Here is a 14,129-nt window from a genome sequence, read left to right as displayed (position 1 = left end):
TACCGGCGACGGGATCTACTTAACCACCTTGTAGATGGCCGCTACACTGACTCTATGACGCTTGCCTTTACCATCTGTTCCATCAATTATCTAGCGCAGGCCCGAACGCTGGGTGATTCGCTTCGGCAAACGAATCCGGCGTATCAGTACGTCATCGGGCTGGTTGATAAGTTAAGTACGGCCAATCTACCTGCTGAACTTGTGCCGGATTATCCCATGATTGAAGTCGATCAGATTGGGATACCTGATTTTGCGGCTATGTGCGACCGCTACGACATTACGGAGCTGAACACGGCGGTTAAGCCGTTTTTCATCGACTATTTTTATAAAACATCGCCCGATGCGACCGAGGTTATTTATTTTGACCCCGATATTATTGTTTTTCAGCCGCTGACAGCACTGAACGAGGCTCTGACGAACTATAGCCTGGTGCTGACGCCACATACCTGCTCCCCCACCCCCGATTGGGAACGGCCAAACGAGCAGCACCACCTGAATACGGGTATTTTTAACCTCGGCTTCATTGGTTTACGTAACGACATAACCGCTCGGCAGTTCGTTAACTGGTGGAAAGATCGGCTCGTCTACGAATGCCGGATTGATTTGTGTGCCGGCCTTTTTGTCGATCAGCAGTGGGTTAATTTCGCACCAGTCTATCACGACAACGTATTGATTGATCATCACGTAGGGTACAATGCGGCCTACTGGAACCTGCACGAACGTTATTTTTCGCAGAACGACGCGGGCGAGTGGATCATAAAAAATCAAAAAACTCTGGATACGGATTCAGGCAGTCGTCCAACGTCAACAGAATCGGCGCAGCCATTATTATTTTTCCATTTCAGTGGGTATAATCCTGATCGCCCGGATGAGATTTCCAAGTACCAGACGCGCTACGGGTTCGCGAATCAGGACGTAGCAAAAGCGGGTAAATCAGGGCGATACGTTGATCGGCCTGAACAGCAACGGCCCGACGTCCGGCCATTGTTTGATTTGTATCGGGAGCGGTTGCTGGCCAATTACAACGAGCAATACCGTCCATATCCCTGCGTGTATATCAAGCCCCCCGTAGTTCGGCGGTATCAACGAGTACGTAAATTGCTGAAAACTCCATTTAATCGAGTTATTTCGCTGTTAGAATCCCGTTAACTATGACTGGTATCAACATAAATGGCTCTCCCAAAGAACCTGATAAGGGGCCTACGTTTCGGGAAGTATGGAGCTATCGTTACGATAAAATCAACCACATTCTTGAGCGGTATCGTTCATTTGCAGCCAAATACCGGCAACTAAAACGGATCAAAAAAAGCATCGGCAACCGGCCCCTGGTGGCGATTATTTTGTCGGAGCAGATGGGAGACATTATTGCCTGTGAACCAGTCGCCCGCGAAGTTCGTCAGCGGCATCCCGATGGCTACATCATCTGGGTTGTACGCGAGGCTTTTGTCGACCTGGTAAAATATAACCCCAATCTGGATGGGTATCTGATCGAAAAATGCCCCGGCGAACGGGTTCAGTTGCTTCAATCAGGGATTTATGATAAGGTATACAACCTGCACATCTCACACCGAAAGTGTAAGTATTGCCCTGATGATCCGATCAATCCAACGGCTGACCAAATTGGTCTGACCTTCGATAATTACTACCATCGGGGCGATTTGCTGTACATATTCTCGCAGGCAGCTGGCCTTCCCGCGCTGACCGCCGATCCGAAAATGTATATTCCGGACAGCGTTCGGGAGCGCGTTCAATCGCTGGCTATACCCAGTGGCCCGATCGTTATTCACTGCCAGTCCAGCCACGTGCTTCGCGACTGGCCCGCCGATAACTGGAATCGACTTGTAAAGTGGCTGATTGCTACGTATCCGTATCCGATTATTGAAGTGGGACTGACGCCAACCGTCGCCGAACAGCATCCGCAATTTCGCAGTTTATGCGGCCAGTTGAGCTTGCTGGAAACGGCCGACGTCATTCGGCAGGCCCGGCTGTTCATCGGTATTGACAGCGGTCCCGCCCATATGGCCAACGCGATGAATACTGATGCCATTCTTTTGTTGGGCAAGTTGTATGACTTCGTGGACTATCTGCCCTATTCCGGTCGTTACAAACGGGGGGAAGGCATCACCATCCTGAACGATTTCGGTCACCCATGCGCCGAGTTGCCCTACGAATGGGTGCAGGAAGCGGTACAAAAGCAATTAGGCGCGTCCAAACTTGTATGAATCAGTCTGTAAGCGTAAACGTAGTACTTCCGGTTTATAAGCCACAACTGACCGAGTATGAGCGCATTTCACTGACGCAATGCGTTCGGGTGCTGGGCAACTATCCGCTCCTGCTGGCCGCTCCGCATTCGCTCGATAGTACTGCCTACCGCGAAATCGCGCCAACAATTCAGGTTCGGACGTTCGATGACAGTTATTTCACCGATGTTCAGGGCTACAATCGCCTGATGATGTCGGAAGACTTTTATGAGGCTTTTGATGATCAGGAATATGTCTTGATTTATCAACTGGATGCCTTTGTTTTTCAGGATGATCTGCCGTACTGGTGTCAGCAGCAGTACGACTACATCGGGGCACCCTGGCTGCGCGACCGCGATTTTACGAGCTGGAGCGACGAGTTTATTTTCGGTATCAAACGACGCCTTGCCACCTGGCTTAACTTGAAAAAGCCGGATGGCATAATGCCCCGCGAGATTATTACCCTGAATGCCGTTGGCAACGGCGGCCTTACCCTCCGGCGTATTCCGTCCATGCTACGTTGGTTGAAGGTGTTTAAACGAGAGATTGCGGAATACGAACGAATTCCTATGTACCAGTATCACGAAGACGTTTTCTGGAGCATCGAAGTCAATCGTTACTGGCCCCGGTTACGGATTCCCGACTTCCGCAAAGCCATGCATTTTTCGATTGAATTCTATCCGCAGCGGGCCATCGAGGATTATAACAAAGGGAAATTACCGTTCGGCTGCCATGCCTGGAACATCCACGGAACCGACTACTGGCGCCCAATTTTCGCCCGATACGGCTACCAAATCTGACCGCCTGTATGACTGCCTCAGCACGACCCAAGATCTCAATTGCGCTTTGCACCTACAACGGCGTGGCCTTCTTGCCTGCGCAATGGCAAAGTTTGCTCGATCAGGAACAGCAGCCCGATGAATTAGTTATTTCCGACGATCTGTCTACTGACGGGACGCTTGAGTTGATACGTCAGTTAGCTGCTGAAGCGCCGTTTCCGGTCCGTATTCTGGAGAATTCGGTGCGATTGGGTTCTAACAAAAATTTTGAGCGCGCTTTAGCGGCCTGTACGGGCGACCTGATTTTCATTTGCGATCAGGACGACTTCTGGTTACCCGAGAAAATCCGTACCATGACGGACTACATGGTTCAGCATCCGGAAACCCAGATTTCTTTCTGCGACGCCTGGGTGACAGACGAGCACCTGGAAGGCCGTCAGGGACGGTTTTGGGAGGTTGTCCGGTTTGACAAACGCGCGCAGGACCGCTGGCGATCAGGCGAAGCAATGGAAGTCTTACTCGACGGAAACCGGGTGATGGGCTGTGCCATGGCAATCCGACGACCGTTTCTTTCGCTGGCACTGCCCGTTCCAACTGACATACCGGACTATATTTATGATGGCTGGATGGCGCTGGTTGCAGCAACACGTAACGCGATTCAGTTTATTGATCAACCCTTGCAGCTTTACCGAACCCACGTTCAGCAGCAGATTGGCGTTCGCGAGCAGGAAGCGGGCGAACTCGTCGAGCTGAAAGATCGCTTTGCGCGCCGACGAGCGGGAAAACTGGCGCCACTACGTGCCAAACAGGCGAAGTTAACTACCATCAGCCAGTTACTAAGCGAACGCATTCCCGCCGATGCACCCGGTTTCCCACAGCTCCGTCGGCGGTTAGCGCACTTCACGATGCGGGGTAATTTGCCGCAGGAAAGACTATCCCGCGTGCTTCCTGTGCTGACCAGTTTGAGCAAAGGCAACTACAATCGCTACGCCGATGCATCGGCCAATTGGTACGCTCCTTATCTAGCGGTTTTGGGCGATATACTCGAATGACGTAGTTTTGCGCCCTGTGTTAGTAACTATCTGTACAATTCGTCAACTGCCCCAGGCCCTCGCGCTGGGTGACAGTTTTTGTCAATCTGCTGCCAATGGCACGTCAGCGTCTGTTGTAATCGGCTTAGCCGACGACCCAGTGCACTTGCCTGCGGGCTTTGTTTCCCCCTATCCGCTGGTGCCCATTGGTGAGTTGTTATCGACTGAGCAGCTTACTACGTTATCGTCCGTTTATACACCTACAGAATTTGCGACTGCCTGCAAGCCATTGTTTATCAAGGAGATATTTCGGCGGTATCCGCAGTCAGACAGGTTACTTTATGCCGATCCAAACATCCAGTTTGTCGGGCCGTTAACACCTGTTTGGGAGCGGTTGGCCACGGCCAATACATTGCTGACACCTTTTATCACCCGCCATCCCGGCCAGGCTGGAGCCATAGACACGCAATGGCCCGACGAAAAATTTTTTCAAAATGTGGGCCTGTACAGCGCCGATTTTCTGGCGTTCCGGCGATCAGCTGAAACCGATCGGCTGCTAACCTGGTGGGATGATCGGGTGCGGGAACGGGCGTATATCGATTTTTGTGCGGGCCTTTGCCTCGATCAATTGTGGCTCATGCATGTACCGGTATTTTTCCTGGACGTAGTCGTCGTTCGTAATCCGGGTTGGCACGTAGCCCTCTGGAATTTACCTGAGCGCACGCTTCGCCAGCAAGGAACGAATTGGGTCGCCGATGGCCCCGCCGGACAAAACCAGCCGGTGCCGTTTGTCAATTTTAAGGGATTGCTAAATCCCGACGAAGGCTTTTTCCCATACCAGAATCGAGTTCGTATATCGGAGCGCCCTGATGCCGCAACGCTGTTAACTACGTATCGTCAGGCTCTTTCCAGGTATAAATCGTTGCTGGTTGAGCTAATCGAACCGGCTTATGGACAGAAACCCGAACCGGTCGTGCTGCGTGGCTGGCGACATACGACGGTCAAATCACTACGGTCTATTACGCGCTTTTTTGATCAGGTAAAACTGTAATAAGCCTTTTAGTCGATTACGAGGCCAATACCGACACCACCCCAGGGCATTATGCGGTCGGCGATGAGCGGCATAGCCTGGATTTTCAGGAATCCCGTGGCCCGCTCATTGTACATAAAATAACGACGCAGCCCAATAACCGGCCCGCCCACATAATTGATCTTCGACGTATTTTCAATTAAATAAGCTCCCCCTGCGCCAATTTCCAGAAAAAGCGCTTTCTCTGGTACGCTCAATGGGCAGCCTCTTTCTTTCCCATTCAATAAAACAGCCCACGTTATGGCGTGCGGAATAGCCGCCTTGCTATACCGTTCCGACAGGTATCCAATACCCGCCCGAAGCACGACAAAGCTCTTTTTAAATTGAACGGGAGAATATTCAGCATTGAGTGAATAGCCAGGACTGACGCTGCCTACCTCGGCCGTTGCCGCCCATTTCCAGGACGAACTGTAGGGCTTATAGCGCTGGGCATACAATGAAATCGGCAAGAGGAAAAACAACACGCAAGGAAGCCTAACGGTACGCATTAATAAATCAGACTGAGTGGTAATCTGGGGTTCTGCCTTTGAGAGCAGATAAACCCATTCGGAAACGAGATGAACCTGTATCGTCAAATTAAGCTTTCGCTCATATAACCGACTACGCAGCGCTTCTGATCGAACGGGCAAATTTATACGAAAAACTACCTGAACAGGTGATTAAACTCCAGATATTATCCTGTTCTTTCCCCACTATACGCTCGAAACAGATCGTTGGGAAAACTAAACTGCCGTGCGGTCCGAAGCCTCATCAATGATTGGGCAAAGCTACATCCATAACATTTAGTAATTGCTGCCGGTTAATCAAGTGTGCATCTTAACCAATCACGCCCAAGATCCAATGAGCAGTAATTCCGAAAACCTGAAAGTTATTTTTTATGAGCCCGAAGCCGAGAATAAAGCAGCCTCCATTGTGGCTGACGGCTATTTTAGCTTCGTACCAACGTTTGCTGAAGGCGACGAGATCAATATTACGCTCTCGCGCAAAGAGGCAACGAACGCAACCGTTCATGATCCTATCGGCCACAAAACGCACCGAGTTATCAAGACCGATTGGGTAATCATGATTAATGAGCGCGATAAAGAAGCCCTGGCAACGCTGGTTGTATCGGTCTCAAAAATTGGCGCTGTCAATACGGCTGAAGAATTCCCGTCCCTTGTTGCTACGCACTAGCAATCAGACACTACGTTGTATAGAATTGCCCGTCCCGTTTTTGGCCGGGCTTTTTTATGCCGGTCGATACGGCCTCGACTGCTACGAGATGATGGGCATATCAGTCCTATTTCTACAGATTATGAAAAGCGCATGATGCACCCTTTAGCGAAAATATTTCTTAGCAGGCGATTGGTAGTGAGCGGCTTACTCGGTTTACTTAGTATAGCTGGCTATAGTCAGAACCGGGTACTGGATCACAATGCCATTGGCTGGTATGTTTATAACGGCGATCATAAACTAAGCAAACGCTGGGCGTTGCACACCGAATACCAGTGGCGACGTATCGACCTGATCCGTAGCTGGCAGCAGTCATTAGCACGCCTTGGGCTGATCCGTAAAGTAAGTGACCGCGTTAGCGTTAGCGCGGGTTATACGTATTTCACTACGTATCCTTACGGCCGTTACCCGCAGGCCGACGCGGGCGTACCTTACCCTGAACATCGACTGTATGAAGATCTGAAACTCAACGACACTTTAGGTCGGCTGAAATTGACGCACCGGTTCCGGCTGGAGCAGCGGTGGCTGGGCACGCTCGCCGATCAAAATCCGCGGGAGGTAGCCCAGTGGGATTTCCAGCATCGAATTCGCTACCAGATTTCCGGCGAATTTCCATTGCAGGGAAACGCGGTCGATGATGGTGAGTTTTACGTAAATTTTTTCGATGAACTGTTTATTGGTTTCGGCCGCAAGGTAGAGCAGAACATCTTTAACCAAAATCGGCTGTCGGGCGGAATCGGCTATCAGATCAGCGATAATGTCAAGCTCGAACTAAATTTCCTAAATCAGGTGGTGCAACATGCGGAGGCTGATCCAGTTACGGGTAACCCAATTTTTGAAATTAATAATGGTTTCCGCCTGAACCTGAATTATAACCTCGATTTTAGTAAAGGCCGATAGCCGTTTAGACGTATTATCTCAATTACTACTACGTTATGCTGACTTTTCCATCCGGAATTGAGCGTTATGGAGTAGCGGGCGTCAGGTTCAAAAAACGTGCTGTATTGGTCTGGGCGATCTGATAAAAAGCAGTCTCGCCCAGCTCGGCCCGAAGATCAGTCCAGAGTACTTTTTCGGTTTTTTTCTGGCGCACCACGAAGAAGTCGGTACCAAACAGAATTTTGTCGGAAATTTCCGGTGTTTGCATGATCTGTTTCAACAGATTCATGATCCGTTCATCGTAGAGAATAAAACTCAGGTCGGCGTAGACATTCGGGTATTTCAGCAGCATATTGTAGACAATGGAAAACCAGGAAACCGATTCCCAATAGGGCTCCATTTTTCCTTTGTCCAGCGTATAGGTTTTTAGTGGATCATGCAGAGCTATTTCAAAGTCGCCCTTATCCCGATCTAAAAATCGCTCCCATTCATCTTCACCGCCAAAGTGAGCCAGACAGAGGTTGAGCTCAGTCAGGGTATTGGCCGGTACCGCGTTCGGATTGCTGGCGTCGAAGTCGTAGAGCTGATTGAGGGCGGGGTCGTTATGATACCGTAATACGTCTGCTAACAAAGCCGGGTCCAATAGACATTCGTAATTGAGCGGGTGGGTGAAATTATAACTGAATTCACGGTTCTTGTAGCTACGTAGCGCGATAGGCTTCCCTTTGTTATCTTTAAATATCGGGTGGAAATCCCAGTCGCGTTGTTTGAGGCCCCGGTAATAGATGATTCCCCGAATGCAGTGGGTCGTTACCGGAACGCCATTTTTACAAGCCCAAAGCAGTGTTTCGAGCAGATGCTTGTCGAAGGGGAAATAGCCCATTGGCGGGTAAAGCTTTATACCACAGAAACCATCCTGATCGATAAGCTGCGTAATAAACTGGTGAGTGAACTGATTGGCAGGATCGGCAATCCGTCGCGGGTCGACCGCCACAAAGGGCAGGGCGTATTTCTTAAAAAACGAGTTTTGCGATTTGAGCATTCCCCTCAGATCAGCCAGCTGATGCGCGTAATCTTCTCTGGGTTTACCGGCTGCCATATAATCCATATCCATCGGAAGCACCACAAAGCGGGTGTTATCCGGATAGAGATTCGTCAGATTCCTGAATACATCGCCTTGATTGAATTTATCCGCGTAGTAAGCCATGGCAACGTAGCGCTTGACTAACGCTATTGTTTGAGGCCCCGTCAGGCTTTTCAGAAAACCGAAGATATTTCGAAGAACCCACCAAAACATTCGCCGGACGGGGGCAAACAGCAAGGCAGAGAAAACAACGAACAGAATCCGTCCTAAAATAGAGACGCCCAGTATTTGGTCGATGACTGAATCAAAAAAGCCCCACTTCTTTTGCCAGCCTCCATAATAGATCGGAAACGAGATGACGAAAAGTATATTCAGCAGCCTGATTCCAATATCCAGCACCGACACCAGCAAGCGGGTTATCAGCTTGTGCTGGGTGTAGCGGTTAATAAGAAATCGCAACTCTGTGAACCCGTCACGTATCTGAAAGGGAAGCTTGTCGCCCTGCTTATGGGTAAAATAATGGACGAGCCGAATCAGCAGCGGAATATTGAGGAGGAAATAAAACGGAAAGATAACCAGCGTTTTTGCGATGTACGGCGGCACATTTTTATGGGTGAAGATGTGCGTATGCGCGTTAATGAACGGCCGGGGCTTTGATTTTTCGGGCATAACAGATAGACGTAGCGAAAGAGGTAAACAGATGAGGTAAGGGCGTGCTATCACAAAAATCTTCAGTTCAGCAGCTAGTAAACTGACCCCAGCTCCAAATTATTCCGGTAAGTTGGTGATGAAAACCACGCGCTGCTCTTATTGGCTTCATCTTTCGAAGTTATCAAATTCAACCTGTCATATCTGCAATTTACGGCAATAGGCATCCTTCTTCCTGGCGGCCTGGTAACAAAATAGCGGGATCAGCCAGCCTTACAGTTGAGCCCGTCAGCCTGACAGTTGAAACCCTTATCCACTCAATTCATCCGGCTATACCTTGAAGAATGGCCAGCCCGTCCGCACTTTTGACTGTCAGTGAGTGTGACTTGACGCAGGTAACTCATTCACTACGTTAGATTTCAGCAATTTAGTACGAACTGGCCATGCGCTTAGTTTTTAGGCTTTATGTATTGTTCATAGGCCTCCTGACCTTACCGGAGGCTCGGGCTCAATCAACCTCAACTGTCCTTACCCTGCCTTTAGATGAGGCATTACCCGATGAATTCTGGCGGTTTCAGGTGGGTCACAACCCAGCCTGGGCCAGCCCAGCGTATAATGATAAACAATGGATTAACAGCACACCGACGCAGCTATTGGCCCAGCAGAACCAAACGCTGGAACAACAGGTGCAACAACGCACGGCGGCCCTCGAAGAGTCGCTGGATGAGTTGCATCGGACGCAGGACCAGCTGATCCAACGGGAAAAATTAGCCAGCTTGGGCGAACTGACGGCGGGCATTGCGCCTGAGATCCAGAACCCATTAAATTTTGTCAATAACTTCTCTCAGGTATCGGTTGAGTTGCTGGAGGAGCTACGCCAGGAAGCTACAAAAGCCAGTCGCGATAGGGACCTGGTGGATGAGCTATTGGGCGATCTAGCGCAGAATCTGCACGAATCAGCCAGCACGGAGGTCGGGCTTCGGCCATTGTCAGTGGCATGCTGGAGCACTCCCGAATTAGCACTGGTGAACGCCATCCCACTGACCTGAACGCACGCTGCGAAGAGTCACTACACCTGGCCTACCACGGTCTGCAGATCAACGATAAAAGTTTTCAATGCGAGCTACTAACCAACTTTGCCCCGCATATAGGTAAGGTGCCGGTGGTAGCTCCCGAACTAGGACGTGTCTTTTTAAATCTGTTTAATAATGCTTTCTATGCCGCTCGTCAAAAGTGGCTAAGTCAGGCCCATCCCGGCTATCAACCTAAAGTTCAAGTCATTACCAATCAGGAAGCAGACTTCATTACCATTCAGATTTGTGACAATGGCATGGGCATGCCGGAGTCGATATAGCAAAAGGTCTTCCAGCCCTTCTTTACCACCAAGCCCGCTGGACAGGGCACAGGGTTAGGACTTTCTTTAAGCTATGACATTGTCACCAAAGGGCATGGCGGCCATTTGTCGGTTAGTAGCCAGGAAGGAGAAGGGACTATCATGGCCGTTCGCCTACCGCTAGGTGGGTGAGAGCCAGTAGTTTTGCCTTCGATAAGTTACCAGCGAACCTATCAATTCTGGTTATCGCCAGGCAGTCTGTCACCTACGCATTAAACGTCGACAGCCGTTAATTCTCCTTCGTTTATAAACTTCTTCTTTTGTCCGCAAGTGAACAGGCTTTGTCCAGTTGCGGACAATATACGTGAATGTCATAGAGCACAACGTATTGATAATCAACAATAATTGCAATTAGCACGGGCTTTGGATTAGGTATAGCAACTCAGTAAACAACGAACCATTAAACACTATACGATCATGTTACCACTAATGAGCAAAGTCGCGGCCTCCCTTTTTTTGAGTGCATCTACCCTGATCAATCCCACCAATCCCAAGGCCCTTTCCTTTGATGCCAGCGCCTATGTTACCCTCAACAACCAAATCCGGCTGGCCGTCCAGAAAAACGCCGAAGTACCCGTCGTGGTACTGCTACGTAACAAAAACAACGAAGTGCTTTATCGGCAGAACATCAGCAAGAAGGAGGCCAAGTATGCGGTGAAACTGGATGTGAGTGAACTGGCCGATGGGCAATATGAACTGGAAATCAAATCCGAGGAAGGCAGCATCCGCAAGCAATTAACCCTGGCCAATCAGCCCCTTCAGCCCACCACCCGGACCATCGCCATGCAGTAAGAACAGGTAGGTAAAATTAGAAAAACAGCCCAGACCAACATCCGGGCTGTTTTTTTGGGTCTCTATGTCCCTACTACAGGAGCCTTTTCCCGTTTCTCACGAATTGCTAACCAACCGGTTGTGATTAAAGCTCTTCAGCCTGAAAAAAAGGCAACGGGTAAGTAAATAAGGAGCCCTGCTTTTGTTAAAACAGCCAGCAATCAAGAGACTACTGGCTGAGTGCATTACTTGACATAAGACAGAAAAATCTGCCCCATTTCTTAACAGGAAATAAAGGATCATGATTTATTAGGAGACGATTAAATTATGATACGTCCGCCAATCAGTATATGAACAAAATCATCACCATCGGCTTTACCGGCAAACGGCGTTGCTACCTCAATACAACAAGAGATGAGGCTATTGCCCGCTATATACAAAGTGAAGCCCTATTTCAGGCTGACTTCGATGCCATGCTCACGAGTGGGTATGCGGATGTTAAGGAGATTGAGTTTGTCGATGAGTTTGGAGCCTACGAGGTATATGAGATTTAAAACACCGATACGACAGTGGCATGCAATAAATCATCGTATCTCATCGCTGCCGAGCACGGGGTAAGCCAAAGAATTTATACAGCCCTATGCTGCAAGCAGACTTTACTCAACTAAACAATCGGGCCTACTCGTTGTGTTGTACTACTACATCCAGACAAACTATCCATGGAAGATCAACCCGCTAAATCCCAATCATTTGACGAGCAAGCCCCTGAGTTTAGTTCAGAAATTCAGGAAAGTGATCGCACACCAGACGAAGGCGTTGTGAAGAATATTGACGAACTGAAAGAGTTGATTGACGAGAATCACCCGGATGTGAAACCCGAAGATCTACTTTGATCGACGGCAATGATATTACTAATGTTCCGGTTAAGCTTTACTCGTTCAATGGCATACGTCAAGACCTGACCTACCGGATACTTCCTGTTTCTTAGATCAGGTCTTGACGTATACGGTTCATCTCTTATGAATCTCTGTCAGCTCCAGCATACCTGGCAACGCGCTTAGGGTTTCGCCCTTGAAACAGTTTGCCCGCGCTTTCCCACTGATAAAAACCGTGTCGTTTTCAGCCGCTTTGCCCTCAATAAAACCAGGGTTGCAAGCCAACAAATAAGAGCCATCTACATTTAGCGTAGTGGCTCGCAACGTACTGATAGTCCCCTTTTTGTAGATAGCGGCTTTATCCGTTAGCACCTCGTAAGTTGGTCCGTCGCAGCCGCAATCGGGTGTGGCATCCTTGTTTTGACAAGCCGTCAATAGGGATAATGAAAGAAAAATGTGCGATGTGGTCTTCACATAGATCAGCTTTGAGAATCGGCTGTAACCTATAGAAACGGACGCACAAGAGATTTGAAAGCAGCGAGACGTTTCACCTATTGAACAGACACAAAATCTCCTTTTACTTGTTGCAAGCGTTACGACCGTCCAGGTCTGCTAATCCTGCCTGTAGTGCATGGGGCAATGTATAGTTTCAGTTGATTTTTATTTTTGAACAGCCAGCCCCGGCTTCTACTACGTTTACCAATTACCCTTCAAAACGGGTCGCTCACCTAGAAAGGACTACCATTCACCCAGGCGTAATGGTATGTGAATCAGCTAATTCAGAAATTTATCTGATTCCTTACCACACCTCCTTAATTCAATGGATGTCTCCTCCAGGTATTACAACATTTTAAAGATCAGAGATCGTAATCTCCTCAAGTACCTTTGGGGATTTTTACTGTCTATTTATCGAGTCGGCAAGCTACGGGAACTAAGTTCATTTTGCTACTGGGAAGTGAACCACCGATTTAAGTTGTACCGTCCATCACGCTATATTCTATTTCAAAAACAAGCCTGCTTATTATTAAATCACCAGGGGGAGTTGAGCGATCAGGCCAGTCTGGTAAATGACCAGATTGCGCTTGAAGCGGTTGGATTTGAACGCCTGATGACTGACTGGAAATACTGTATTGAAGCTGCTGACTACACATTGTGGGGATGCCGGTTTTCTAATCCTACTGCGCTATATCATTCTGAAAATCAGCTTTCAACCCCTGTCTTAGTCCATAGTTTCACAGGGGCTATATCGTCGATGTTCATTAGCCGGAACAGTACGCTGTTCGTTTGTTGCGATGGCCTTATTTACAGGAGCATGAATCGTGGAATCTCCTTCGAGGCTGTTCTACATTTATCCAGTTCAGTTAGCTATTTCCTATATAATAATGGCATGACCGAACTGCCAAATCAAGTGCTTTTACTTGGCGAATATGGGTCTATATGGAATAAGAATAGCTGGCAGAATTTAGCCTTTCTATATTATTCAACTGACGGGGGGCAAACATGGAACAGAACGGATTTCTTACAGAGAAGTGGCGTCAACAAGCACATTCATGTGGTTCGTTATTCCCCTCATCTAAAAGCGATTGTATTAACGGATGGCGATAACAGGAAACAGTTGTGGCTTAATTCAACGCTCACTCATTTTAGTGAACAAGTCTCAAAAAAACAACCGGGCTGGCGATTAGTGAACCGGTTTCACCACCAAATGGGCGGCTACCTCTCAATGGCTGAAACCGGTACCAGTATCTTGTTAGGAAGTGATTATCTGGGAGGAACCAACTTTTTAATCCAAACGCAGGATGGCAGACGTTTCGAAAAGAAAGTAATGTCCGATCCTTATCGACGTAGCCCTGTTGTAAACATGGTTACCAGAGAAACACCTACCGGTAATGAGATTTGGGCCATAACCTACAGTTGTTTAAGCAGCCACAACAGATGCCTGCTCATGTACACAAAAGACAGTGGAAAAACCTGGGTCAAGGTGATAGATTTCGATGGCACGCAAAATGAGGTAAGACTGGTAACGTCATCCGTAAACCCTTCCAGTCTTTTGTTTATATCCATCACGTATTATGGCAAAGCGGGAAGTCAACTGCACACGCATCAGTTGTATTCGCTGAAGTAGCC

General features: G+C 48.6%; 16 protein-coding genes and 1 pseudogene. 14 read left to right on the top strand and 3 right to left on the bottom strand.

Annotated features, from left to right (window positions below):
• Positions 1-54 precede the first annotated feature (54 nt).
• From BM202_RS26085 to BM202_RS26065, 5 genes are read left to right on the top strand one after another with little or no spacing between them, the layout of a single operon-like run.
• On the top strand, positions 55-1,149 hold the full coding sequence (locus BM202_RS26085; protein WP_093831724.1) for a glycosyltransferase family protein: 1,095 nt from the start codon (positions 55-57) through the stop codon (positions 1,147-1,149).
• Positions 1,150-1,151: 2 nt separating this feature from the next.
• On the top strand, positions 1,152-2,222 hold the full coding sequence (locus BM202_RS26080) for a glycosyltransferase family 9 protein (RefSeq protein WP_093831722.1): 1,071 nt from the start codon (positions 1,152-1,154) through the stop codon (positions 2,220-2,222).
• Complete coding sequence (locus BM202_RS26075; protein ID WP_093831720.1) at positions 2,219-3,040, top strand: DUF5672 family protein; 822 nt, start codon at positions 2,219-2,221, stop codon at positions 3,038-3,040. The genes BM202_RS26080 and BM202_RS26075 overlap by 4 nt, the downstream gene beginning before the upstream one ends.
• An 8-nt stretch (positions 3,041-3,048) precedes the next feature.
• Positions 3,049-4,071, top strand: coding sequence for a glycosyltransferase family 2 protein (locus BM202_RS26070; RefSeq protein ID WP_093831718.1), 1,023 nt, complete (start codon positions 3,049-3,051; stop codon positions 4,069-4,071).
• A 16-nt stretch (positions 4,072-4,087) separates the two neighbouring features.
• Positions 4,088-5,101, top strand: coding sequence for a hypothetical protein (locus BM202_RS26065; protein ID WP_093831716.1), 1,014 nt, complete (start codon positions 4,088-4,090; stop codon positions 5,099-5,101).
• Between the two features lie 8 nt (positions 5,102-5,109).
• Here the strand turns inward: BM202_RS26065 and BM202_RS26060 are convergent, their stop codons facing one another.
• Positions 5,110-5,628 (bottom strand): hypothetical protein, encoded by a 519-nt coding sequence (locus tag BM202_RS26060; RefSeq protein WP_093831714.1) that lies wholly within the window; start codon positions 5,626-5,628, stop codon positions 5,110-5,112.
• 352 nt (positions 5,629-5,980) lie between these two features.
• Here BM202_RS26060 and BM202_RS26055 point away from each other — a divergent pair, with 352 nt between their 5' ends.
• Both BM202_RS26055 and BM202_RS26050 read left to right on the top strand, forming a co-directional pair.
• Positions 5,981-6,313: a hypothetical protein gene (locus BM202_RS26055; protein WP_093831712.1), complete on the top strand. Its 333-nt coding sequence runs from the start codon at positions 5,981-5,983 to the stop codon at positions 6,311-6,313.
• A 132-nt stretch (positions 6,314-6,445) separates the two neighbouring features.
• Positions 6,446-7,252, top strand: coding sequence for a DUF2490 domain-containing protein (locus BM202_RS26050; protein WP_245776789.1), 807 nt, complete (start codon positions 6,446-6,448; stop codon positions 7,250-7,252).
• A 64-nt stretch (positions 7,253-7,316) separates the two neighbouring features.
• Here the strand turns inward: BM202_RS26050 and BM202_RS26045 are convergent, their stop codons facing one another.
• Positions 7,317-9,038 carry an amidohydrolase family protein gene (locus BM202_RS26045; RefSeq protein ID WP_143100754.1) on the bottom strand — a complete coding sequence of 574 codons (1,722 nt, stop codon included), beginning with the start codon at positions 9,036-9,038 and terminating at the stop codon, positions 7,317-7,319.
• A 368-nt stretch (positions 9,039-9,406) separates the two neighbouring features.
• Between BM202_RS26045 and BM202_RS38345 the strand changes: the two genes are divergently transcribed.
• From BM202_RS38345 to BM202_RS37370, 6 genes and pseudogenes are all read left to right on the top strand, one after another.
• Positions 9,407-10,012, top strand: coding sequence for a sensor histidine kinase (locus BM202_RS38345; RefSeq protein WP_245776792.1), 606 nt, complete (start codon positions 9,407-9,409; stop codon positions 10,010-10,012).
• Positions 9,961-10,317 carry a sensor histidine kinase gene (locus tag BM202_RS38340; protein ID WP_245776788.1) on the top strand — a complete coding sequence of 119 codons (357 nt, stop codon included), beginning with the start codon at positions 9,961-9,963 and terminating at the stop codon, positions 10,315-10,317. Before BM202_RS38345 ends, BM202_RS38340 begins: the two co-directional genes overlap by 52 nt.
• 63 nt (positions 10,318-10,380) lie before the next feature.
• Positions 10,381-10,488: pseudogene (locus tag BM202_RS38335) on the top strand (hypothetical protein); the annotation flags it as partial.
• 285 nt (positions 10,489-10,773) lie between these two features.
• Positions 10,774-11,148, top strand: coding sequence for a DUF3244 domain-containing protein (locus BM202_RS26035; RefSeq protein ID WP_245776787.1), 375 nt, complete (start codon positions 10,774-10,776; stop codon positions 11,146-11,148).
• A gap of 329 nt (positions 11,149-11,477) precedes the next feature.
• Entirely contained in the window at positions 11,478-11,681 is a 204-nt protein-coding gene (locus BM202_RS26030) for a hypothetical protein (protein ID WP_093831706.1), read from the top strand.
• Positions 11,682-11,846: 165 nt separating this feature from the next.
• Positions 11,847-12,020: a hypothetical protein gene (locus BM202_RS37370; protein WP_177236682.1), complete on the top strand. Its 174-nt coding sequence runs from the start codon at positions 11,847-11,849 to the stop codon at positions 12,018-12,020.
• 117 nt (positions 12,021-12,137) lie between these two features.
• On the opposite strand, the gene BM202_RS26025 is transcribed toward BM202_RS37370, so the two are convergent.
• On the bottom strand, positions 12,138-12,476 hold the full coding sequence (locus BM202_RS26025; protein WP_143100753.1) for a hypothetical protein: 339 nt from the start codon (positions 12,474-12,476) through the stop codon (positions 12,138-12,140).
• Positions 12,477-12,822: 346 nt separating this feature from the next.
• Here BM202_RS26025 and BM202_RS26020 point away from each other — a divergent pair, with 346 nt between their 5' ends.
• Positions 12,823-14,127 carry a WD40/YVTN/BNR-like repeat-containing protein gene (locus tag BM202_RS26020; protein WP_093831702.1) on the top strand — a complete coding sequence of 435 codons (1,305 nt, stop codon included), beginning with the start codon at positions 12,823-12,825 and terminating at the stop codon, positions 14,125-14,127.
• Positions 14,128-14,129 lie beyond the last annotated feature (2 nt).

Source organism: Spirosoma endophyticum, assembly GCF_900112365.1.
GTDB classification, from domain to species: Bacteria; Bacteroidota; Bacteroidia; order Cytophagales; family Spirosomataceae; genus Spirosoma; species Spirosoma endophyticum.
This window is presented reverse-complemented; position numbering and strand designations above follow the sequence as displayed.

Coding starts and splice junctions, on each gene's coding strand:
- BM202_RS26085 (WP_093831724.1), top strand. CDS start 55: ATGACGCTTGCCTTTACCATCTGTTCCATCAATTATCTAGCGCAGGCC.
- BM202_RS26080 (WP_093831722.1), top strand. CDS start 1,152: ATGACTGGTATCAACATAAATGGCTCTCCCAAAGAACCTGATAAGGGG.
- BM202_RS26030 (WP_093831706.1), top strand. CDS start 11,478: ATGAACAAAATCATCACCATCGGCTTTACCGGCAAACGGCGTTGCTAC.
- BM202_RS26035 (WP_245776787.1), top strand. CDS start 10,774: ATGTTACCACTAATGAGCAAAGTCGCGGCCTCCCTTTTTTTGAGTGCA.
- BM202_RS26075 (WP_093831720.1), top strand. CDS start 2,219: ATGAATCAGTCTGTAAGCGTAAACGTAGTACTTCCGGTTTATAAGCCA.
- BM202_RS26070 (WP_093831718.1), top strand. CDS start 3,049: ATGACTGCCTCAGCACGACCCAAGATCTCAATTGCGCTTTGCACCTAC.
- BM202_RS38340 (WP_245776788.1), top strand. CDS start 9,961: ATGCTGGAGCACTCCCGAATTAGCACTGGTGAACGCCATCCCACTGAC.
- BM202_RS26055 (WP_093831712.1), top strand. CDS start 5,981: ATGAGCAGTAATTCCGAAAACCTGAAAGTTATTTTTTATGAGCCCGAA.
- BM202_RS26050 (WP_245776789.1), top strand. CDS start 6,446: ATGATGCACCCTTTAGCGAAAATATTTCTTAGCAGGCGATTGGTAGTG.
- BM202_RS37370 (WP_177236682.1), top strand. CDS start 11,847: ATGGAAGATCAACCCGCTAAATCCCAATCATTTGACGAGCAAGCCCCT.
- BM202_RS26060 (WP_093831714.1), bottom strand. CDS start 5,628: ATGCGTACCGTTAGGCTTCCTTGCGTGTTGTTTTTCCTCTTGCCGATT.
- BM202_RS38345 (WP_245776792.1), top strand. CDS start 9,407: ATGCGCTTAGTTTTTAGGCTTTATGTATTGTTCATAGGCCTCCTGACC.
- BM202_RS26020 (WP_093831702.1), top strand. CDS start 12,823: ATGGATGTCTCCTCCAGGTATTACAACATTTTAAAGATCAGAGATCGT.